The organism is Polyangium sp. 15x6 (assembly GCF_029960785.1).
Lineage (GTDB): Bacteria > Myxococcota_A > Polyangia > Polyangiales > Polyangiaceae > Polyangium.
The window spans coordinates 57,774-78,166 of the sequence record NZ_JASBQE010000031.1; the positions used below are offsets into that span (position 1 = coordinate 57,774).

Annotated in this window: 15 protein-coding genes; 4 read left to right on the forward strand and 11 right to left on the reverse strand. The window is 69.9% G+C overall.

Features of this window, described 5'->3' with window-relative positions; all coding sequences use genetic code 11:
* Positions 1-6: 6 nt before the first annotated feature.
* Genes QHF83_RS23280 through pseB form a run of 6 tightly spaced genes read right to left on the reverse strand, consistent with a single transcriptional unit; the run spans position 7 to position 8,009 of the window.
* Complete coding sequence (locus tag QHF83_RS23280) at positions 7-909, reverse strand: glycosyltransferase family A protein (RefSeq protein WP_282420108.1); 903 nt, start codon at positions 907-909, stop codon at positions 7-9.
* Positions 906-2,459: a GNAT family N-acetyltransferase gene (locus QHF83_RS23285; RefSeq protein ID WP_282420109.1), complete on the reverse strand. Its 1,554-nt coding sequence runs from the start codon at positions 2,457-2,459 to the stop codon at positions 906-908. The genes QHF83_RS23280 and QHF83_RS23285 overlap by 4 nt, the downstream gene beginning before the upstream one ends.
* Positions 2,456-4,306, reverse strand: coding sequence for an NTP transferase domain-containing protein (locus QHF83_RS23290; RefSeq protein WP_282420110.1), 1,851 nt, complete (start codon positions 4,304-4,306; stop codon positions 2,456-2,458). The genes QHF83_RS23285 and QHF83_RS23290 overlap by 4 nt, the downstream gene beginning before the upstream one ends.
* A complete protein-coding gene (pseC, locus tag QHF83_RS23295; protein ID WP_282420111.1) occupies positions 4,299-5,453 on the reverse strand; it encodes a UDP-4-amino-4,6-dideoxy-N-acetyl-beta-L-altrosamine transaminase in 1,155 nt (384 codons plus the stop codon). The genes QHF83_RS23290 and pseC overlap by 8 nt, the downstream gene beginning before the upstream one ends.
* Positions 5,450-6,967 (reverse strand): oligosaccharide flippase family protein, encoded by a 1,518-nt coding sequence (locus QHF83_RS23300; RefSeq protein WP_282420112.1) that lies wholly within the window; start codon positions 6,965-6,967, stop codon positions 5,450-5,452. The genes pseC and QHF83_RS23300 overlap by 4 nt, the downstream gene beginning before the upstream one ends.
* Positions 6,968-6,977: 10 nt before the next feature.
* Positions 6,978-8,009: a UDP-N-acetylglucosamine 4,6-dehydratase (inverting) gene (gene pseB / locus QHF83_RS23305; RefSeq protein WP_282420113.1), complete on the reverse strand. Its 1,032-nt coding sequence runs from the start codon at positions 8,007-8,009 to the stop codon at positions 6,978-6,980.
* Between the two features lie 149 nt (positions 8,010-8,158).
* Between pseB and QHF83_RS23310 the strand changes: the two genes are divergently transcribed.
* Positions 8,159-9,274, forward strand: a complete 1,116-nt coding sequence (locus tag QHF83_RS23310) for a glycosyltransferase family 4 protein (RefSeq protein ID WP_282420114.1) — start codon at positions 8,159-8,161, stop codon at positions 9,272-9,274.
* A 356-nt stretch (positions 9,275-9,630) separates the two neighbouring features.
* Here QHF83_RS23310 and QHF83_RS23315 read toward each other — a convergent pair whose 3' ends face one another.
* Genes QHF83_RS23315 through xseA form a run of 3 tightly spaced genes read right to left on the reverse strand, consistent with a single transcriptional unit; the run spans position 9,631 to position 14,028 of the window.
* Positions 9,631-11,634 carry an amylo-alpha-1,6-glucosidase gene (locus QHF83_RS23315; protein WP_282420115.1) on the reverse strand — a complete coding sequence of 668 codons (2,004 nt, stop codon included), beginning with the start codon at positions 11,632-11,634 and terminating at the stop codon, positions 9,631-9,633.
* Complete coding sequence (locus QHF83_RS23320) at positions 11,631-12,563, reverse strand: shikimate dehydrogenase (RefSeq protein WP_282420116.1); 933 nt, start codon at positions 12,561-12,563, stop codon at positions 11,631-11,633. Before QHF83_RS23320 ends, QHF83_RS23315 begins: the two co-directional genes overlap by 4 nt.
* Positions 12,556-14,028 (reverse strand): exodeoxyribonuclease VII large subunit, encoded by a 1,473-nt coding sequence (gene xseA / locus QHF83_RS23325; RefSeq protein ID WP_282420117.1) that lies wholly within the window; start codon positions 14,026-14,028, stop codon positions 12,556-12,558. The genes QHF83_RS23320 and xseA overlap by 8 nt, the downstream gene beginning before the upstream one ends.
* 182 nt (positions 14,029-14,210) lie before the next feature.
* Here xseA and accC point away from each other — a divergent pair, with 182 nt between their 5' ends.
* Positions 14,211-15,716 (forward strand): acetyl-CoA carboxylase biotin carboxylase subunit, encoded by a 1,506-nt coding sequence (gene accC, locus QHF83_RS23330; protein WP_282420118.1) that lies wholly within the window; start codon positions 14,211-14,213, stop codon positions 15,714-15,716.
* A gap of 128 nt (positions 15,717-15,844) precedes the next feature.
* Here the strand turns inward: accC and QHF83_RS23335 are convergent, their stop codons facing one another.
* A complete protein-coding gene (locus QHF83_RS23335; RefSeq protein ID WP_282420119.1) occupies positions 15,845-16,339 on the reverse strand; it encodes a hypothetical protein in 495 nt (164 codons plus the stop codon).
* A 499-nt stretch (positions 16,340-16,838) separates the two neighbouring features.
* Between QHF83_RS23335 and QHF83_RS23340 the strand changes: the two genes are divergently transcribed.
* Positions 16,839-17,321 (forward strand): hypothetical protein, encoded by a 483-nt coding sequence (locus QHF83_RS23340; protein ID WP_282420120.1) that lies wholly within the window; start codon positions 16,839-16,841, stop codon positions 17,319-17,321.
* A gap of 21 nt (positions 17,322-17,342) precedes the next feature.
* Here QHF83_RS23340 and QHF83_RS23345 read toward each other — a convergent pair whose 3' ends face one another.
* On the reverse strand, positions 17,343-17,837 hold the full coding sequence (locus tag QHF83_RS23345) for a hypothetical protein (protein ID WP_282420121.1): 495 nt from the start codon (positions 17,835-17,837) through the stop codon (positions 17,343-17,345).
* A 177-nt stretch (positions 17,838-18,014) separates the two neighbouring features.
* Here QHF83_RS23345 and QHF83_RS23350 point away from each other — a divergent pair, with 177 nt between their 5' ends.
* Positions 18,015-20,357, forward strand: coding sequence for a DEAD/DEAH box helicase family protein (locus QHF83_RS23350; RefSeq protein ID WP_282420122.1), 2,343 nt, complete (start codon positions 18,015-18,017; stop codon positions 20,355-20,357).
* Positions 20,358-20,393: the final 36 nt, after the last annotated feature.

The window sequence follows — 20,393 nt, forward strand, 5'->3', positions numbered from 1 at the left end:
GTCCTTTTACCTCGATTCACCCGCGGTGCGGGCTGGGCGCGCGACGAGCGCGCGAAGCAGAAGCGGCCAGGGCTCGAGAGAGAGGGGCGCGAGCCGGAGCGCGCGGAAAAGGCTCTTTCGCGCGCCATGGATGTCTCCGCCCATGAGGCGGAGGCGCCCGTCGCGTAGCTCCGTGTCCCGATCGAACTGCCCGAGCTTGCCCGAGCGCCGGTAGCCCTCGAGATGCATGTCCCGGAGCAGCTCCCGCGACAGGCGCGTCTTTTCGGCGCGCTCGAGCGTCGGCTGCGACGTCCAGGAGCCCTCGTGGATGCGATACGCGTAGAGCGGCTCGGCGACGTAGGAGGCCGTGAATCCGGCCTCGATGATCGAGAGCCAGAAATCCCAGTCCTCGTTGCCGATGTTGAACTCGCTCCGGTAGCCGGGCGTCTTCGCGAAGGCGCTCTTGCGGAAGAGGCTGCCGGCGAAGATGTACTGGTCGACGTAGAGCAGATCCCGATCGAAGGGTTTTCCCCGCGCCGTGCCCTGCCGCCCGCCGAAGTACACGTAGTCGGTGTAGACGATGCCGCAGCGCGGATCGGCGAGGAGCAGGGGGACGGTGCGCGCGAGGTGATCGGGCTCGAGCTTGTCGTCCGCGTCGAGGCTCATCACGGCCTCGCTCTCGGCGCGCTCGATCCCGACGTTGCGCGCGCCCGCGCGGCCCATGTTCTCGGCGAGGTGCACGACCTCGACGCGATCACTCCGGACAGCGTCGGCGAGCGCGGGGGTCTCGCCGTCGGTCGAGGCGTCGTCGATCACGATGGCGCGCCAGCGCGAATGGCGCTGGCGCTCGAGGCTCCCGATGCAGTCCGCGAGGAAACGGCCGTGGTTGAAGCAGGGGATCACGACGGTGACGGGAGCGTCACCGCTCATCGAGCGCCCTCCGGGGCCGGCGGGCGCGCCGCGCGGACGAACACGGAAACCGTCGTCCCCTGCACGTCGCGGCTGCCCACCTGGACGAACCCCGCGCGCTCGAAGGCGCGCGCGCTCGCCGTATTGTCGGGACGAACGAGCGCGACGAGCTCTCCTTCGTGCCGCCGCGCGGCCTCGACGATCGCGGCGACGCCGATCCCGCGGCCGCGCGCCGAGGGCGTGAGGGCGATCGAGATCTGATCCTCCTCGCCGCGCCGCTCGATCCGCACGGTCCCCACGGCCTCGCTTTCGCACTCGACGATGAAGAGCGAGGCCTTCGGATCGGCGAGCCTCGCGGCGAACCAGGCCTTGTGCGCCTCCCACGGGATGGGGTCCTTCGAGAGCGACACGCGGCGGGCGCCCGGCTCGTCGTTGTAGACCCATACACGCCCCTCGTCGCGACGCTCGGCCTTGCGCAGGACGACGGTGGGCGCGGCGGGCGCGGGCACGGGCGCGAGGTCCTCGAGGCTCACGGGCTCGTAGGGCTCGAGGACGCGCGTCACCTTGCGCCCGAGCGCCTCGATCCCTTGCCGCGGCGACATCCCGTGCCGGTGCTTGCCGGCGCGCAGGACGATCGTGTTGCTCGTCGAGAGGGGCTCGCCGGGCTCGATCCTCCGCGACGAGAAGACCGTCCGCCTCGCGAAGGCGCGCAGCTCCTCCTCGACCGCGTGCACCTCCTTGCGGCCCGTCCCGAGCGTCCGCTCGACCTCGCGGATGCGCCGGATCATCTCCGTGAGCTCGTGCGGCTCGAGGGCGAAGGCGTGGTCGGGCCCCGGCAGGCGATTGCTCAGCGTGTAGTGTTTCTCGATCACCACCGCGCCGAGCGCCACCGAGGTCACGGGCGCGGCGACGGCGTCACGCGAGTGGTCGGACAGGCCCGTGAGGACCCCGAAGACCTCGCGCATCGTCACGAGCGCGCGGGCGTTGATGCTCTCGAGCGGCGCGGGATAGGCGGCCGTGCATTGCAGCACGATCATCTGATCGTTGCCCGCGGCGCGCACCGCCTCGATCGCCTCGCCCACCTCGACGAGCGACGCCGTGCCCGTCGAGAACACGATGGGCTTCCCCTTGGACGCCATGTGCCGCAGGAGCGGCGTGTGCGTCATCTCGTAGCTCGCGCATTTGTACGCATCGACGTACGGGTCGAGCATGTCCGTCGACGCCTCGTCGAACGCCGACGCCATGAACCCGATCCCCTTCTCCCGCGCGTACGCGGCGAGCTTGGGCAGCCACTCGGGCGGCATCTCCATCGACTTGATGATGTCGAAGATGTTGCGCTCGTCGCCGAGGTAGTCGCTCTTGCCCGCGCTCGGCGGGTAGAGCGCGGACGCGCGGAAGATCTGGAACTTGACGGCGTCCGCGCCTGCCTCGACGGCCACGTCGATCAGCCGGTAGGCCTGCTCCAGGCTGCCGTTGTGGTTGCTGCCGGCCTCCGCGATGACATAGCAGCCTTCGTCGAGACCGACGCGGCGCTGGCCGATGAGGATGCTCGGGATCGATCGCTCCATCATGCTCTCTCCTTGCGGTCTCTCTGCGCTGCCCGGGCGAACGCGGCGTCCGCGAGCGCGCGGCAGATACGGCTCGCGCCGCGGCCGTCGACGAGATCCAGGCACGCGCGCGCCATCGCTCGATGCGCGTCGGGGCCCGCGCGGACGAACGCCTCGATCGCGTCCGCGAGCTTGGCCTCGTTCCTCGCGTCTTCGAGATCGATACGCCGGGCCGCGCCGGCGGTAACGAGCGGATCGATCACCGCGCGCTGATTGTCGGCGACGGCCACGAGGAGCATCGGCGCGCCCATCGCCGCGAGCTCCCACGCCGTGCTCCCCGCCGCCGCGACGGCGAGATCGATCGACGCGAAGAGCGCGGCGACGTCCTTCGTGTCGTGCACGATCACCGGCCGGAGCGCGCCCTCGCCCGTGGACGCGGCGAGCGCGCGCAAGGCGTCGAGGTCCGGGTGCATCGGCCCCGCGAGGACCGTGATCCGAAGGGGCACGCTCGCCGCGATCGCGAGCGCGACCCGGAGCGCGAGGAGCGAGAGCCGCGCAGGATCACTCGCCCCGAACGTGAGGAGCAGGCCGAGCGGCGCTCGCTCGAACGATCGCGCAGGCGCCGCGTCTCGCCCGAACTCCGCGCGGAGCGGCGTGTACCGCGCGCCCGCGAGCACGAGCTTCGGCCCCACGCCACGCCCCTCCTCGCGCCCTCCCGCGTTGGGATCGAGGACCACGTCGACGGGGAGGTCCTGCTGGGAGAAATCGTCGACGTACGCCGTGACGAACGGGCCCCGGAGCGTCGCCAGCCATCGGGCCTCGAAGGCATACCCGTCCGCGACGACGACGACGGCCCCACGCGCCTCGGCCGCCTCGCGCAGCCAGAGCGCATCCGCCTCGGATCCAGGCACGATCCGGGTCGGCACGGCGTGCACCTCGATCCCTCGCTCGGCGAAGCGCTCGGCGATCGACGCGGGCACGAGGCCGAGGAGGGCGGCGCGCCCGCCCGCGAGGACCCAGGCCTCCGCGATCGCGAGGCAACGCATGGCATGACCCGCGCCGACCTCCGGCGTCGCGTCCGCGCGGAAAAACGCCCATGCGCCGTCGAGCCGCGCCGGTCCGTCGCTCTCCCGGAACGAGCGCTGCCGCACCGAGGCATTGAGCCGCGCGATCTCGGGGTGCGCCGCGAGGAACCGCGCCGCGCGGGCGAGCGACATCCGATCGGGATCGCCTTCGATCGCCTCGAGCACCGTGCGCACGACGGCGAGATCCTCCGGCGTGTCCACCGTGAGGCGCAGGTGCGAGAGATCCTCGGCGGGGTGCACCACGCACGTCCGGAACCGCCCCTTCTCTTCGTAGAGGTAGGGCGTCACGTGCTCGCGGTGGTAGCCCGCGCGCCCCTCGGCGTGCGCGCGTTCGAGCGCCGCGCGGGAGAACACCTCGACCGAGAGGCCGAGCGGGATCCGTCGATCGTCGGGCGCGAAGTTCGCCGCGTAGTCGAGCGGCGCCGCGAGGAACGCCGCGACGACCCGGTCCACCTCGGCCGGATCGAGCAGCGGGCAGTCGGCCGTGATGCGCACGACGACGTCCGCGTGCGCCGCGCGCGCCGCGAGGACGAACCGCTCGAGCACGTCGTCTTCGCTGCCACGGAAGCAGGAGAGCCCGAGCCGCGCCGCCTCGGCTTCGAGCACGTCGTCGAGCGGGCGGCGCGTCGTCGCGACGACGATCGCCGACAGCCGCTTCGCCGCGCCGAGCCGCTCCGCGAGGTGATCGAGCAGCGCGCGGCCGGCGGCGCGCTCGAGCACCTTTCCGGGCAGCCGGCTCGACCCCATGCGGGCCTGCACGATCGCGACGACACGCGGATCAGACACCCAGGACCTCGACGAGGGCGGAGACGACCCGATCGACGTCCGCGTCCTGCATGGCCGGGAACATGGGGATCGAGAGCGCCTCGGCGTAGAACGCATCCGCCACCGGGAAGCTCCCCGGACCCCAGCCGCGGTCGGCGTACGAGGGGTGGTGGTGCACCGGCACGTAATGCACCTGGGTGCCGATGCCGCGCTCGCGGAGCGCGATCATCACCTCGGCGCGGGACTTACCGAGCCCGGCGAAGTCGATCCGCACGACGTACAGGTGGAACGCGTGCTCCGTGCCCTCGAGCCTCCCGACCGGCTCGACGCCGCGCACGGGCTGGAAGAGCGCGTCGTAGCGCGCCGCGATCTCGCGCCTCCGGGCGACGAAGCGCTCGAGCTTTCCGAGCTGGGAGCGGCCGAGCGCCGCCTGGATGTCCGTGAGCCGGAAGTTGTGGCCGAGCAGGATCTGCTCCTGGTACCAGGGCCCCGGCGACGGCGCGTGGAGCCGGGCCGGATCCCGCGTGATGCCGTGGCTCCGGAAGAGCCGGAGCGCGTCGCGGAGCTTCTCGTCGTTCGTCGTGATGGCGCCCCCCTCCCCCGTCGTCACGTGCTTGACCGGGTGGAACGAGAACATCGTCATGTCGGAGAACCGACCCGAACCGATGGGCGATCCGCCGACCGTGGCCCCGAGCGCGTGCGCCGCGTCGTCCAGGATCGCGAGGCCGTGGCGCTTCGCGATCGCGCTGATCTCCTCCATCCGCGCCGGCTGCCCCGCGTAATGCACCGGGATGATCGCGCGCGTCTTCGGGCCGATGGCCGCTTCGAGCCGCGCCGGATCGATCGTCGCGGCCTTCGCCTCGATGTCGACGAGCACGGGCGTCGCGCCCACGTACCGCACGCAGTTCGCCGATGCGGTGAAGGTGATCGGCGTCGTGATCACCTCGTCTTCGGGGCCGAGCCCGAGCGCGGCGCAGGCCGCGTGCAAGGCCGTCGTGCCGTTCGAGAAGGCGACCGCGAAGCGGGCCGAGGTGAGCCGCGCGATATCGGCCTCGAAGGCGTCCACGGTGGGGCCCTGTGTGAGCCAATCGCCGCGCAGGACGGCCGCGACCGCGGCGATGTCGTCCTCGTCGATCCACTGCCTGCCATACGGGAGAAACGTACTCATGACGACCACCTCGCGGCGATCACGCCGCGCTTGTTCGCTATCCACGCCCGCTCTTCGTCCGTCAAGAACCCCGTGGCGGCGAGCAGGACCGGCGCCGCGACGGCAATGGCGAGCTTGAGGCCGAGCTCCACGGCGACGGAGAACCTCCCGTCGACCCCCATCGCCGCGGCCGTCACGCAGACCGCGACGAAGGCGATCCGCGCGAGCCGCCCCTTCTCGTAGGGCAGGCGCTCGCCGCGCGCCCCGGCCCAGAAGAGCAGCGCGAGGATGGCGTACCCGAGGAGCGTCGCCCACGCCGCGCCCACGATGCCGTAGCGCGGGAGCGCCCACACGTTGAGCCCGATGTTCGCGAGGCCGGCGACGAGCGTGAGGACCGGGATGATCCGCGTCCGCGACGCGTGGAAGAGGGCGCCCACGTGCACGAGGTAGACGGCGTGCAGCGGCGCGGCAAGCGAGAGGACCATCGTGAGCGGAGCCGCCTCGGCGAAGCGCGCGGAGTAGAGGGTCCGCACGATCGTGGGCGCGAAGATCACGAAGCCGAGCGTCGCCGCCGACACCGTGAGCAAGACGAGCGTGATCGCCCGACCGATGAACTTCTCTTCGTCCGGCTTTCCATGCGCCCGCATGAACTGCGGCACGTACGCGCCGTTGACCGACTGGTTGATCATGAAGAGCGTCGTCGTCGATCCGTACGCGACCGTATAAAGGCCGACCGCGTCGCGCCCGAGGTACTTCTCGATGAGGAGCCGATCGGCCGCCTCGAGCGCCCAGTGGCTCGACAGGTGCACGACCATCGGCAGCCCGAACGCGAGCGCGCGCCGCAGCACCGTGAGGTCGAACGCGAACCCGAACGAGCGGTACGCGAAGCGGAGGTGGACCCAGAGCATGATCGTCGGGCCCACGACCTGCGCGATGTAGACCGACATCACGCCGAGCCCGGAGAGCCCGAGCAGCCCGAACATGATGGCGTTCGTGAGGAGCGCGCTCGTGATGCGCACACCGACGAGCTTCTTGGCGCGCTCTTGCGCCCCCCAGACCGTCTGCGCCACGGCGATGAGCGTGTTGCAGAGGAGCGCGTAGGCGACGAAGCGACCGTAGGGCGCGTACGGCACGCCCGAAAAGACGCGGGCGTAGATCGCGGGGCCGAAGATCTCCTGCGCCACCGTGAGCAGGAGCGCCCAGCCGAGCAGGAACGCGTTCACGGTGCCGAGCGCGCGCCGTTGAGCCTCGGGGTCGCGCTCGACGTCGAAGTACATGCGGTTGACGGCGCCGTCGAGGCCGAGCCGGTAGCCGCTCGCGAGCAGGTTCGTCGTGGTGCGCGTGAGGCCGAGCAGGCCGAAATCCGCGCGCGTGAGCAGGTAGGAGAGGAGCGGGTCCGCGGCGAAGGAGATGAGCGAGACGGCGAGCTGGCCTACGCCGTAAATCGTCGCGTTTCGAAAGAGACGCGAGACGCTCGAGCGGAGCGGCGCCGCAGCGGCCCGCTTGTCCGCCTCTGCCTCGAGCTCGGCGGCCATGGCGGCGATCTCAGGCGGCGCTTTGGGGCGGCAGGAAGCCGAGGCTACGGAGCATGCCGCGCAGCTCCTCGACGCCCGGCCGGTGCGTCGCGTTCGCGCTCGTGTAACAGAAGTCCTCGGGCACGCGGCGCCCCTCGTGGTGCGAACCGCCCCACCACGGGAAGCTCGGCTCGATCACGTACACCTTGCCCGTGTCGACCACCTGCCGCGCCTCGTCGGCCGTGATCAGCGCCTCGTGCAGCTTCTCGCCGGGCCGGATGCCCACGATGCGCCGGCGGCAGTCGGGCGCGAGCGCCTCGACGAGCGTCGCGAGGTCGGTCGCCGGGATCTGCGGGACGAACACCTCGCCGCCCTTGCCGACGGCGGCCGCGTGCAGGCAGAGGTCGAGGGCCTGATCCATGGTGATCCAGAAGCGCGTCATGCGCGGATCGGTGATGGTGATCTCGCCCTTCTCGCGCTGCGCGAGGAAGAGCGGCACGACGGACCCCTTGCTCCCGACCACGTTGCCGTACCGGACGACGGCGAACGAGGTGCCGCGCGAGGCGCCGCGGTAGCTGTTCGCAGCGACGAAGAGCTTCTCCATGCAGAGCTTCGTCGCGCCGTACAGGTTCACGGGATTGACGGCCTTGTCGGTCGAGAGCGCGACGACGCGCTCGACACCGCGCTCGAGGGCCGCGTCGATCACGTTCTCGGCGCCGCTGATGTTCGTGCGGATCGCCTCGATCGGGTTGTACTCGGCGAGCGGCACGTGCTTCATGGCCGCGGAGTGGAAGACGACGTCCACGCCCTCGAAGGCGCGCCGCAGCCTGTCCCTGTCGCGCACGTCGCCCACGAAGTACCGCAGCCGCCCGTCGTCGAGCGTCTGCTGCATCTGGTAGTGCTTCTGCTCGTCCCGGCTGAAGACGATGACCTTGCGTGGCGAGGCCTCCGCGAGCAGCCGGCGCACCATCGCGGTGCCGAACGATCCCGTCCCGCCCGTCACAAGGACGACCTTGCCCTCGAGATTGGGCGACACATCACCGAACGCGAGCTTCCGTTTCACGACCTTCTCCTCGGAGCGCCCGCGCCTCGAGCCGCGGACGAAAGCATCGCCCCCGACGTAGCACGACGCCCGGGCCATGACGAGGGGCCGGAGGCGCGCCTCGTCGCCCGCGCGAGCGCGTGCTAGCGCGAGCCCGCGAGAACGAGAAAATGACTCTGACTGTCGTGCTTCATGGCGATCCGGCTGCCACCCAGCAAGCCCGGCTCGCCTCCGCGCTCGTCGCGCGTGGCCACCACGTGGTGCTCTGCGACGCGCCCGGAATCGCCGCCCGCGTGCGCGCGACGCACCCCGATCGCTGCACGGAGATGTCGAGCCACCCGCGGCTGCCCATGTTCCTCCGGCGTCTCCTCGCGCGCCGGACCGCGCGCAAGCTCGGGGCGAGCGTGGTGCACCTGAACTCGCTGAAACACTGGCATACGCTCTGGATCGGCATCCTGCCGTACGTGGCCACGGCCTGGGGCAGCGATCTCAACGACGAGGTGTTCCCGAAGCCGAGGCATGTGACGCGCGCCGTCGACCGCGTCCTCGTCCACGCGGCAGCCGTGACCGCCGACTCGAACGCGCTGCTTCAGAAGGCCCGCGCTCGCGCGAAGGGCTCCCGCGCGCCCTTCGAGCTCGTGTTCTGGGGAGTCGACCGCGCACTCTTCGACCCAGCGAAGGTCTCGGCCCGCGCGCGCGCCCTGCGCGAGGAGCTCGGCATCCCGGAGGGCACGCGCGTGCTGCTGAGCCCGCGCCAGAACAAGCCGCACTACCACGTCGACCGCATCCTGCGCGCCTTCGCAGCGAGCGCATGGTCCCAGAGCGGCGTGATGGTCATCAAGCTGCACGGCCGCGAGGACGACGCCGTGCACGAGGCGCGTCTCCGCGCACTCGCCGAGGAGCTCAGCGTCGCCACACGCGTACATTTCGCGCCGCCCTGCTCGTACGAGGATCTGCCCGCGACCTACGCCATGGCCGACGTGGCAGTCTCGGCCCTCGAAGCCGACGGCGTGCCAAGCACGTTCTGCGAGCTCATGTCACTCGGCGTGCCCATCGTGGCGACGGACCTGCCAGACTACGCAGGCGTGCTCGCGCACGAGGATCGAGCCCTGCTCGTCCCCCCCGGCAATCACGCCGCACTCGTCGGAGCCCTCGATCGTCTCGCCGCAGACCCCACGCTCGGCGCCGCCCTCGCCAAGCGCGGCAAGGCCTGGGCCGAGCAACACGCCGACTGGGAGCGGTGTGTCGACCGCTGGGAGGCGCTCTACCGGAAGGCGATCGCCTAGCAAGGCGGCGCCGCGCCGGGGGATTGCCTAGCAAGGCGCCGCGCCGGGGCTCTGCCCCGGTCCCCGCGGGGGCTGTTCGCCCCTCGACCCGAACCAGGGCAAGCCCTGGACTCGGGGTGGAAGAACTGCGCTCCGCGCAGTTCTTCCAACGGGCCAGTTTGGACCGCGTTGCCCGTTGAAACGACAGTGCGGCTGTCTTGGTTGGCAGGTGCGTCGCCGGTCTTGCCTCGGCCTGTTCGATGAACTGCGCATCGCGCAGTTCATCGACCCCGGGTCCAGCGCTTGCGCTGGTCCGGGTCCAGGGGCGGACAGCCCCTGGTGGGGCCTGGGGCAACGCCCCAGCGAAACGCCCCCGACTAGCCTGGCTCGCCCTTCAGCGCGCGCAGCAGCTCTGCCACGCTGAAGGCCTGGGCTGGGCCGCCGTTCGGGGAGAAGGGCATGTTGCCGCTCCCGAGCTCTGGCACCTGGCCCACGGCGAGCTCGCGATCGGCTGCTGCGGCGATCAGATCTGGGATCTCGACCACGAGCGGATCCTCTGCGGGGAGCACGCTGCGCACGGCGCGCGCGTAAAACCCGAGCAGCCATGGCCAGGCTGTCCCCTGGTGATAGGCGGCGTCACGCTCGATCACGTTGCCGCCGTAGTAGCCGTGGTACGAGGAATCCGACGGCGCGAGCGTCCGGAGCCCTGCGGGCGTCACGAGCTCGGCTCGTGCACGCGCGATCGTCGCGCGTGCTTGCTCCGGCGAGAAGCAGGCTGGATCGATGGCCAGCGCGAGGATCGCGTTCGGCCGGATCGACGCGTCCTGGAATGCGCCTTCGCCGGCCGGGGACTCCGAGATCACGTCGAATGGGTACGACGTCTGCTCGCACCAGAACCGCGTGTGGAACGCGGCACGCGCCCTGCGGCATGCGATGTCTGCCCGATCGGCGAGCGAGCCTGCGCCTGCTGCGTGCGCCAGCCGCGCGAGCGTGTGACAGCCGCGCGCCCACAGCGCCGACAGCTCGATCGCGCAGCCCACGCGCGGCGTCACCGGCCTGCCGAATGCGCGGGCGTTCATCCACGTCGGCGCGTCGCCGGGTTTGCCTGCTGCGAGCAGACCATCTGCCGTCACTCGGATCCCGTTCGGCGCGTCGCCCCGCAGGATCGCCTCGAATGCGGCCGTCATCGCTGGCACGAGCTCGCCTTGCAGGAACGGATCCGACGTGCCGAGCACATCGGCAAAACACCGCGCCGCTTCGAAGAGCCAGAGCGTCGCGTCGGCCGAGGCCGTGTCTGGGCGGCCGTCTTCGTCGGCCCTGCGGCTCGGCACGAGCCCGCCCTCCATGCTCGCCACGATCCGGCGCGCCACCTGCTTCGCCTCTTCGACCTTGCCCGTCGCCAGGTACAGCCCCGGCAGCGCGATCAGGCTGTCGCGCCCCCAGCCCTCGGCCCACGGATAGCCTGCGACGATCCCCGGCTCCGGCGCGAGATCCGCGCGGTAGAGCTCCGCCGCCACCGACAGCTTCCGCTCGAGCGCGGACTTCTCGGGCCCCGGATCCTCGGCTTCGAGCGCCGCCGTCGTCGCTGCGATGAGATCCTCGGGTTTGCCCTCGGGCAGCTTCTCCACCCCGACGACGAGGAAGCTCGGCGTCCCCGATCCATCCGCGCGGATCTCGAACACGCCCGGCGTCCAGAGATCCTCCTGGAACTCCAGCCCTCGATCCCGCTCGATCAGGTACTCGAAGCGCCGCCACCAGTCCGGCGAACCCACGAACGTGCCCTCGTAACGGAAGCAGAGCTTCGGCAGCGCGCGCATCGGACGCACGCGCATCTCCCCTGCGCGGAGCTCCACCCGCTGCTCCATCGCCCCGTGCTCGCGCATCAGCGCGTGCATGTGCCGCATCGCGAGCAGCGGCCGCAGCGTGATCACGACCGGCTGCGGACCGCGCCACGTGTAGCGCAGCACCGCCGCGTTCTCGCCGCGCACGAGCGCGAGCAGCACTTCGAGCTCGCCTCCTCCGACGGAGTAGGTCCAGCGCGGCACCGGATCTTGCGCGAAGCGGTCGAGGTAAAACGGCCCGCGCTCCGGGTTGATCCCCGGGAACTGGTGCGTCGCGAGATCCCACATCCCGCGCGGCGCGAGCGACTTCACCGCGACGTCGACGTGCGAGAGCACGACGTGCCGCGCGCGCGGCGGCTCGAGCGCCGCGACGAGCAGGCCGTGGTAGCGACGCGTGTGCATGCACGCGATCGAAGAGCTCGCGTAGGCGCCGGCGCCGTTGCCCGCGACCCACTCCCGGAAGAGCGCACGACCGAGATCGTGCCTCACGTCGACGCGCGGCCAGATCGACTCGTCCGAGGCGCCCCCGCGCCCGCTCATACCGTGTGCCCTCCGCGATCGAGCGTGTCCTCGGCCGCGCGTCGCATCACGTCGAGCGGAGGCTCTTGCCCGGTCCAGAGCACGATCGATCGGGCGGCCTGCCTGACGAGCATCCCGAGCCCGCCTTCGGCCCGGAGGCCACGAGAGGCGGCGGCGTGCAGGAACGGGGTCATTCTTGGGGTATACACGACGTCGTACGCGAACGTGTCGCTTCCGAGATCGTCCCACGGAACGACATCCCGGACCGACTCGCCCGGGTCCTTGCCGAGCATGCCCGCGCTCGTGGCCTGCACGACGAGCGACGCGCCCCGCGCGAGATCCCACCATTGGAGCCGGAGCGCCTGTGACGCGAAGCTGTCGGGCGCGGGCTCGCCCGGCGAAGGCCAGGGCAGCGGCAGCGCCCCCATTCGCCGGACCTGCTCGGCCGACGGCGCCGTCTCGACGTCCTCCGACCGAGCCCACGAGCGCGACGTCACCGCGATCACTTTGAACCCCAACCTCTTGCACGCGGCCACGGCCGCGACCCCCGCCCCGCCCGCGCCGATGATCATCGCCCGTTTGCGCGATGCGTCGGGCGCAAGCGCGGCGATGTCGTCCGCGAGCGCGTCCGCGTCCGTGTTGTAGGCCCGGAGCCGGCCGTCCTCGCCGCGGCCAAGCACGTTTGCCGCGCCCGGCTCCCTTGCGCTCGCGTCGACCTCGTCGGCGAGATCGAGCACGGCGCGTTTATGCGGCAAGGTCACGTTCGCCCCGGCGAGCGCGCCGCGGCGCACCTCGTCGACGACCGCGACGAGCTCGGCGGCGGTCGGCACGTCGATCGCTCGGTACACGTGCGGCAGGCCGAGCGACGCGTACGCGACCGTGTGAATCACCGGCGAGAGCGAGTGCGCCACCGGGTGCCCGAGAACGGCGAAGACCTTTCCCTCAGCCATCGTTCCCCTCGCCGTTCGACGCTTCCGCCGGATCGATCACGGCCGTGACCTCGGCGCGCAGCGCGCCCTCGTGCACCCGCACCGTGATGGACTCGCCCACGGCGACCTCCTTCGCGGCCCGCACCGCGCGCCCCGATGCGTTCGTCGCGATCGCGTACCCGCGGGCGAGCACCCCGAGCGGCGAGAGCGCATCGAGCCGCGCCGCGTGCCGCCCGAGCGTCGTTCGCAACTGCTCGACCCTGCGTCGCTCCGCCGCCACGAGCCGCACCTCGAGCGGACCGATCGCCGCCCGCGCGTCGGCGATCACCGCCCGCGGGTGACGTGCCCCGAGCCGCCGCTCGATCTCCGACAGCTCTTCCTTGCGCCGCACGGTCGCCCGCTCCATCGCGCGTTCGAGCCGCATCGTCGCCTCGTCGAGCTTCTGCTGCCGCTCGGCGAGCAGGTCCGCGGGCGAGCCGATCGACCGCGCGAGCCTGTCGACGACGACCCGCCGCCGCTCGATCGTCTGCCGCGTCGCGCGCCACATGCGCGTGACCAGGTGCCGGAGCTGCTTGCGCCGCTCCAGCCGATCCGCGACGAGCATCTCCGCGGCCTGCGAGGGCGTCGCCGCGCGCGCGTCCGCCGCGAGATCCGTCAGCGTCACGTCGACCTCGTGCCCGACGGCGCTCACGACCGGCACGGGAAAACTCGCCACCTTCCGGACGAGCGCCTCGTCGTTGAAAGCGGAGAGATCCTCGGCCGATCCGCCGCCGCGCCCGAGGATCACGACCTCGACTTCGGGCACGCGCGCGAGCTGATCGAGCGCGCGGGCCATCGACTGCGCGGCCCCCGGCCCTTGCACCGTCGCCCGCGCGAGCAGGATCCGCGGCGCGCCGCGCCGGTACGACACGGTCACGATGTCGTGGATGGCCGCGCCGTTGCCGCTCGTCACGACTCCAATCACCGCCGGATCCACGGGCAGCGCGCGTTTCCTCTCGGCCGCGAAGACCCCCTCGCCGGCGAGCTTCTGCTTGAGCCGCTCCAGCGCTTCGAGCAGCGCGCCGCGCCCGGCCGGCCGCACATCCGTCACGGAGAACTGGAGTTTTCCCCGCGGCACGTACACCGTCGCGCGCCCGATCAGCACCACGCGCGCGCCGTCCGCGAGCAGCTTCCGCGCCCGCGGCGAGGCCGTCTTGTACATGACGCAGTCGATGCAGGCGTCCTCGCGCTCGTCCTTGAGCGTGAAGTACGCGTGCCCGCTCGAGTGCGGCCGGAAGCCTCCGACCTCGCCGAGGACCCGCACGTCCTGCGTCGCGCTCTCGACGACACGACGGAGCCGCTGATCGAGCGCGGCCACGGAGAGGACCTCGGGCTCCTCCGCGGCGGCGCGGGATTCAAAGGACCCCCGAGGCTGGTAGGCCGCCACCTCGTCGGGGTCTCCGGCCCCGTGAAAAGAGGCCGCAGGGCCCGATTCGCGTCGCTGCACGGCGGGCGAGAGGTAGCTCGTAACCGGCCAAAGGGAAAGGGATTCGTTGAGCACTCGGGGCCCCGGGTCGCCTTCGGCGCACGGAGCCCCGAACACTTGAACGCTCGGGGCTCCGGGTCGCCTTCGGCGCCCTCCGCCCCGAACCCCCACCCTCCCGCCCCGAGCCGTGCTACGTGGCCTCCGTGATCCGCAAGGTCCTCATCGCCAACCGCGGCGAGATCGCCGTCCGCATCATCCGCACGCTGCACGAGATGGGCATCGCCGCCGTCGCCGTCTACAGCGAAGCCGACCGCAAATCGCTGCACGTGAGGGTCGCCGACGAGGCCTACTGCATCGGCCCGGCCCCCGCGCGCGAGAGCTACCTCGACATCGAGCGCGTCCTCGACGCCGCGCGCAAATCGGGCGCCGACGCGATCCATCCCGGCTACGGCTTCCTCTCGGAAAAGAGCGAGTTCGCGGAAGCCTGCGAGCGCGCCGGCATCCTCTTCATCGGCCCCCCGTCGCGCGCGATGGCGGCGATGGGCTCGAAGACCGCGGCGCGCGCAAAAATGGCCGCGGCAGGCGTGCCGATCACGCCCGGCGGCGACGCGTCCACGGTCGAGGAAGCACGCGCGACGGCCGAGCGCGTCGGCTACCCGGTGCTGATCAAGGCCGCGATGGGCGGCGGCGGCAAGGGGATGCGCCTCGTGCACCACGCGGACGAGATGGCGAGCGCGTTCGAGCGCGCCCAGAGCGAAGCCGCGCGCGCCTTCGGCGATCCCACGGTCTACATCGAGAAGGCGATCCTCCGGCCGCGGCACGTGGAGATCCAGGTGATCGGGGATCGTCACGGCAACATGGTCCACCTCTTCGAGCGCGACTGCTCGATCCAGCGTCGTCACCAGAAGGTGGTGGAAGAGACCCCCTGCCCGGTCGCAACGCCCGAGCTCATCCGCCGCATGGGCGAGGTGGCGGTGAAGGGCGCGCTGTCGGTCGGTTACTTCTCGGCCGGCACGTTCGAGTTCCTGCTCGGCGAGGATGGAAGTTTCTACTTCCTGGAGATGAACACGCGCCTGCAGGTGGAGCACCCGGTCACGGAGTGGATCACGGGGACGGACCTCGTGTCCGAAATGGTGCGAGTGGCCGCAGGCGAGCGGCTTTCGTGGCGGCAGGAGGAGATCGTGCGTCGGGGCGCGTCGATCGAGTGCCGCATCTACGCGGAGGATCCGATCGGCTTCCTGCCGAGCCCCGGCAAGATCGAAGCACTACGCGTGCCCGGGGGCCCGTGGGTGCGCGACGACGGAGGCTTTTACGAGGGCGCGACGGTGCCGAGCCATTACGACCCGCTGATCTCGAAGGTGAGCGTGTGGGGCCCGGACCGGAAGACGGCGATCCACCGGATGCGTCGCGCGCTGTCGGAGTACGTGGTGACGGGCATCAAGACGAACATCGTGTTCCACGAGAAGCTGCTCGCGCACCCGGCATTCGTCGAAGGCCGCTACACGACAGGCTTCATCGAAGAGAACAAGGAAGCGCTGCTCGGCTACTCGGACGTGCACGAGGAGGACGAGGCAACGCTGGCCGCAGCGATTGCTGTCGCAGCGGCGCGGGCAGAGATGAAGGCGCGGAGGACGGAGGGACAGGCGCTCGAGGATCGCGGGCGGCTGTCCCCGTGGGTGGAGCAGCATCGGGGGCGGGTGCTCAGATAGGCAGGCAGCGTAGCGCCGGGGTTTCACCCCGGGCCCGACCAGGGGTTGTCCACCCCTGGACCCGGACCAGCGCAAGCGCTGGACCCTTATGCATCGGCCGCGATGCGGCCGATGCATAAGGACGCTGATCAGGCGGGCGTGGAGGTGTTCGGCGCTTCCTCGTTGGCGCGCGCCCTCTCCTTCGTGGCGACGGCCTTGAGGGCGGGCGCGGACTGGTAGGTGAGCAGCTTCTCGAACAGCGCCAGGATCTCGGCGCCGTCGGGCGAGCGATCGGCGCGGCGACGGATCTGCTGCGCCATCTCGCCGAGCCGCATGGCGATCTCGTGCCCGCGCATGAGGCGCGTCTCCTTGATCAGCTCCAGGAGCTTCTCGACGGCAGGCTGCACCTCGTCGAGGCGCTGGACGTCGGACCAGAGCGCGGCGACCGTCTGGGGCTCATCGGGATGGATGCCCGCGCGCTTGAGCGAGCCAGGCGACGCCGAGACGACGCTGTCGATGGCGACGGGGTGCCCCTCGCGGAGCTTGGTCAAGTGGCTGATGTACTCCGGCGTGATGTCGATGAGCGTGAGATCCGAGAGATCGAAGACCTGATCGTAAGGCTTGGGATGCTTGGGATCAGACATGGATGACTCCTCCCCGAATGCGGGGGGTATAGGGGTGTACAGTCCGGCTGCATGATTGCAGCGCGCGTGTTGGACGAATCCGTGTCTTCAAAGGTGGAGGTCGAGCAAGAAAGCGTCGGGGACGTGTGCGCGAGAGCCGAGGGCGAGGTCCGGAGAGACGAGGTCGAGTCTCCGGAGTCACGACGACGTGCGTTCGGGAGATGGGGCCGCATCCCGGGGGGATGGGGCCACGTCTCGGGGGGATGGGGCCCCATCTCGGGGGGATGGGGCCGCGTCTCCAGAGACTCGAGGGCGTAGACGGGAGAAAGGAGGGCCATGCACTGCGCGGCGGGTTCGCTGCGTCGAGAGACGGGCACTCCGCGGCAGGCGGCGGGGGCGCCGGCAAAGGCCTACGAGGTCATCGCTAGGGGTGACGGGGGCGTGTCTCCGGAGACGCGAAACATTCGCGAGCGCGCGTCGGATCCTGTAGAGTGGCCAGGGGCACACGGGGGATAGGCACATGACCCGCCAAAAAAAGCTCTTTGCCGCTGCGATCGCCTTGCCGATCGCTGTCGCCGTCGGTGTCGGCCTGAAGGTCCGCCGCGCCTCGTCGGACACGCTCGGGGCGGACGCCTGCGACAAGGATCTCGCCGCGGTGTTCGAGTTGTGCGAGGCAGGCGGGGAGATCTGTCAGAAGCCGCCCGAGGGGCAGGAGGAAGCCTGCCAGGCCGGCTGCGTAATGGCGAAATGCCCGAATCACGTGGCGTGCACGGAGCTCGATCCAATCTGGTGCAAGTCGTGCGAGGATGAGGAGGGGGCGCTCTTCTGGCGCAACGTCAACGAGGCCGACCAGCGCTGCGACCCGATGCCAGGTACCCCTCTTTCCCAGTGGAGCCTCGCGATGATCAACGCCTACTACGCTTGCTTCCATGCGGAAGTGGAGCAGAGGTGCCCCGCGCTCGTCGGTACGAAGTGGTATCTACCGCCCGAACGCAGGGAATGAGCTTCGCTTGACGAGCGCCGCTCAGATTCCTCCCTGCCCTCCCGCGCCGTGCCCGCTGCCATGGCCATCCGTTCCTCCCACGCCCTGCGGGTCGCTTCTGTAATCGCCACTCGCTGCACTCCCCACGATGATGACGGTGCCGTCCCCGGGGCCTGCATTGCAGCCGTCCGAACCAGGTGGATCGAGGCAGAGTACCTTGGGGTCGACCTCGATCTTGTGGCAATCAATCGAGATCCCACGTGCCTTTGCTCGCTCGATACACGCGTCCTCATTGGCGCTGGAACTCCGGAGGTCGACGATTTGCGCGTCCTCGAGCCCCTCCAAGCGCTTCTGAAAATCGCCCCGCATTTGCCTGCTACACGTCAAGACCACGTTGCACTGCACCAGGACCCCCTCCCTGGCGCCTGCCTCGCCGTTCGGCGCTCCCCGCTTCGGGTTCTTGCACTCGGACTCCCAGCAAGCCGGGCCGAGCACGACGAACCACACGAAAAGCAAGCCAACCACGAGCGCTCGCATGCCCCCACCTCCGCATTGAGGCCATCGTAGAGACCGGCAGCGAAATACACAACATTCGGGCAACGGCCCGGACGCGTGGCAGGAGGCGGCAGGCCATCGCAAATGTATCGGCCAGGCATCGAGGGGCTTGAGCCCCGTCCCCCACCTCCCGTACCCTGGTCCCCTCCCCTCCTCGCCATGAAGAAGAAAGACCTCAGCGAACGCGACATCACGACGAAGTACGTCCTCCCCGCGCTGACGCGTGCGTCGTCGGGCTGGGATGTCCGTCTTCAGATCCGCGAGGAGTTCACCCTCACCGCCGATCGCGTCACCACGAAGGGCCACGGCGGGCAGAATCGGATCCCGAAGACCGGCAAGCGCGCGGACATCGTCCTCTTCTACAAGCCGAACCTCCCCATCGCCGTCATCGAGGTCAAGGACAACAATCACGCCGTCGGGGCCGGCATGCAGCAGGCGCTCGCGTACGCCAAGCTCCTCGATGTCCCCCTCGCCTACAGCACCAACGGGGACGCGTTCCTCGAGCACGACCTCTCCGGCACCTCGAAGACAATCGAGCGCGAGGTCCCCCTCGATCGATTCCCCACGCCCGACGAGCTTTGGCGCCGGTATTGCGCCTATCGTAAGATCAGCCCCGCCGAGGAGGCCGTCGCCGCGCAGGATTGGTATCCCGGGACCGAGGACAAGAGGCCGCGGTATTACCAGATCAAGGCCGTCAATCTCACGGTCGAGGCCATCGCCAAGGGGCAGTCGCGGGTGCTGCTCGTCATGGCCACCGGGACGGGGAAGACTTTCACCGCGTTCCAGATCATCTGGCGGCTCTGGAAAGCAGGGGTCACGAAGCGCGTCCTCTTCCTTGCCGATCGCAACATCCTCGTCGACCAGACCCGAAACAACGATTTTCAGCCGCTCGGCAAGGCGCTCACGAAAATCACGAATCGCAAGGTCGACAAATCCTTCGAGATCTACATGGCCCTTTACCAGGGGGTCACGGGCTCGGAGGAAGAGAAGAACATCTACAAGCAATTCTCCCCCGGGTTCTTCGATCTCGTCATCGTCGACGAGTGCCACCGGGGCAGCGCCGCAGAGGACTCGGCATGGCGGGAGATCCTCGAATACTTCAAGTCGGCGAGGCAGATCGGGCTCACGGCGACGCCCAAGGAGACGGAGACCGTCTCCAACATCGATTACTTCGGGGAGCCGGTCTTCACGTACTCGCTTCGGGAAGGCATCGAGGATGGGTATCTCGCACCGTACAAAGTGATCCGCGTCGAGTTCGACAAGGATCTCGAAGGCTACACGCCCGGCAAGGGCAAGTTCGACAAGTACGGGCAGCTCGTCCAGGATCGGACCTACACGCGCAAGGATTTCGATCGCACGCTGGTCCTCGAGAAACGCACCCCGCTCGTCGCTAGGAAGGTCACCGAGTATCTGAAGCAGACGGGTGATCGCTTCGCGAAGACCATCGTCTTCTGCGAGGACACCGAGCACGCCGCGCGGATGCGCTCCGCGCTCGTTCAGGAGAACGCGGATCTTTGCCTCGAAAATGATCGGTACGTCCGAAAGATCACGGGCGACGAGCCGACGGCCGATCAGGACGCGTACGATTTCACGACGCTGGATTCCCGTTATCCGGTGATCGCGACGACGTCGAAGCTCCTCACCACGGGCGTCGACACGCAGACCTGCAAGCTCATCGTCATCGACCAGGAGATCGGCTCGATGACCGAGTTCAAGCAGATCATCGGCCGCGGGACGCGGCTGCGCGACGAGTACGGCAAGTTCTGGTTCACCATCATGGACTTCCGCGGGGCCACGCGGCACTTCGAGGACGAGAAGTTCGACGGCCCGCCCGAGCAGATCTACGAGCCCAAAGAAGGAGATCCGATCGTCCCGCCGGAGGCTGACGATAAGGACGCGCCCCCGCCCTCCCCCTCGTCGCCGCGGCGCGGGACGAGCCGAGACAAGGTTTTCATTGACGACGAGGATGTGCGCGTACATCGCCAGGACGTGCAGCGGTACGACGCGACCGGCAAACGTATCGAGGCACCGGTCGAGGAGCATGCGCGCGCGGTGCTGCTGGGGGTTTGCAAATCACGCAAGGACCTTCGGCGTCTTTGGCTCGCGGTGGAAGAGCGGGGCAAGTTGCTCGGGGTGCTCGAACAGCAGGGCGTTTCGACGGGCGACCTCGCTGCGAAGTATGGCGAGGGGTATGCCACCTACGATCTTCTCGCGCATGCCGGCTTCGGCGCGTCGCTCGTGCCCCGTCGGGAGCGGGCCAAGAACGCCCGCGTGGAGCAGGTCCTCACGCGGCACCAGGGGCTGCCGCGCAAGGTGCTCGAAGGGCTGCTCGCGAAGTTCGCGGAGGAGGGGCTCGAGGCGCTCGACGACACGGCCCAGCTCAAGCTGCGACCCTTCGACAAGATGGGCACCGTCGTGGAGCTCCTGCGCGCCTTCGGCGACCGGACCAAGTTCGAGAAGGCGGTCGCCGCGCTGGAAGGCGCGCTCTACGACGACGCTTGACGACGGCCGCGCCAAGGGGGTAGCGAAGTCCCCGCC

Excerpts from the sequence above, each read along its gene's own strand:
- QHF83_RS23280 (WP_282420108.1), bottom strand. The coding sequence starts at position 909 with ATGAGCGGTGACGCTCCCGTCACCGTCGTGATCCCCTGCTTCAACCAC.
- QHF83_RS23285 (WP_282420109.1), bottom strand. The coding sequence starts at position 2,459 with ATGATGGAGCGATCGATCCCGAGCATCCTCATCGGCCAGCGCCGCGTC.
- pseC (WP_282420111.1), bottom strand. The coding sequence starts at position 5,453 with ATGAGTACGTTTCTCCCGTATGGCAGGCAGTGGATCGACGAGGACGAC.
- QHF83_RS23300 (WP_282420112.1), bottom strand. The coding sequence starts at position 6,967 with ATGGCCGCCGAGCTCGAGGCAGAGGCGGACAAGCGGGCCGCTGCGGCG.
- QHF83_RS23310 (WP_282420114.1), top strand. The coding sequence starts at position 8,159 with ATGACTCTGACTGTCGTGCTTCATGGCGATCCGGCTGCCACCCAGCAA.
- QHF83_RS23315 (WP_282420115.1), bottom strand. The coding sequence starts at position 11,634 with ATGAGCGGGCGCGGGGGCGCCTCGGACGAGTCGATCTGGCCGCGCGTC.
- QHF83_RS23320 (WP_282420116.1), bottom strand. The coding sequence starts at position 12,563 with ATGGCTGAGGGAAAGGTCTTCGCCGTTCTCGGGCACCCGGTGGCGCAC.
- QHF83_RS23335 (WP_282420119.1), bottom strand. The coding sequence starts at position 16,339 with ATGTCTGATCCCAAGCATCCCAAGCCTTACGATCAGGTCTTCGATCTC.
- QHF83_RS23340 (WP_282420120.1), top strand. The coding sequence starts at position 16,839 with ATGACCCGCCAAAAAAAGCTCTTTGCCGCTGCGATCGCCTTGCCGATC.
- QHF83_RS23345 (WP_282420121.1), bottom strand. The coding sequence starts at position 17,837 with ATGCGAGCGCTCGTGGTTGGCTTGCTTTTCGTGTGGTTCGTCGTGCTC.
- QHF83_RS23350 (WP_282420122.1), top strand. The coding sequence starts at position 18,015 with ATGAAGAAGAAAGACCTCAGCGAACGCGACATCACGACGAAGTACGTC.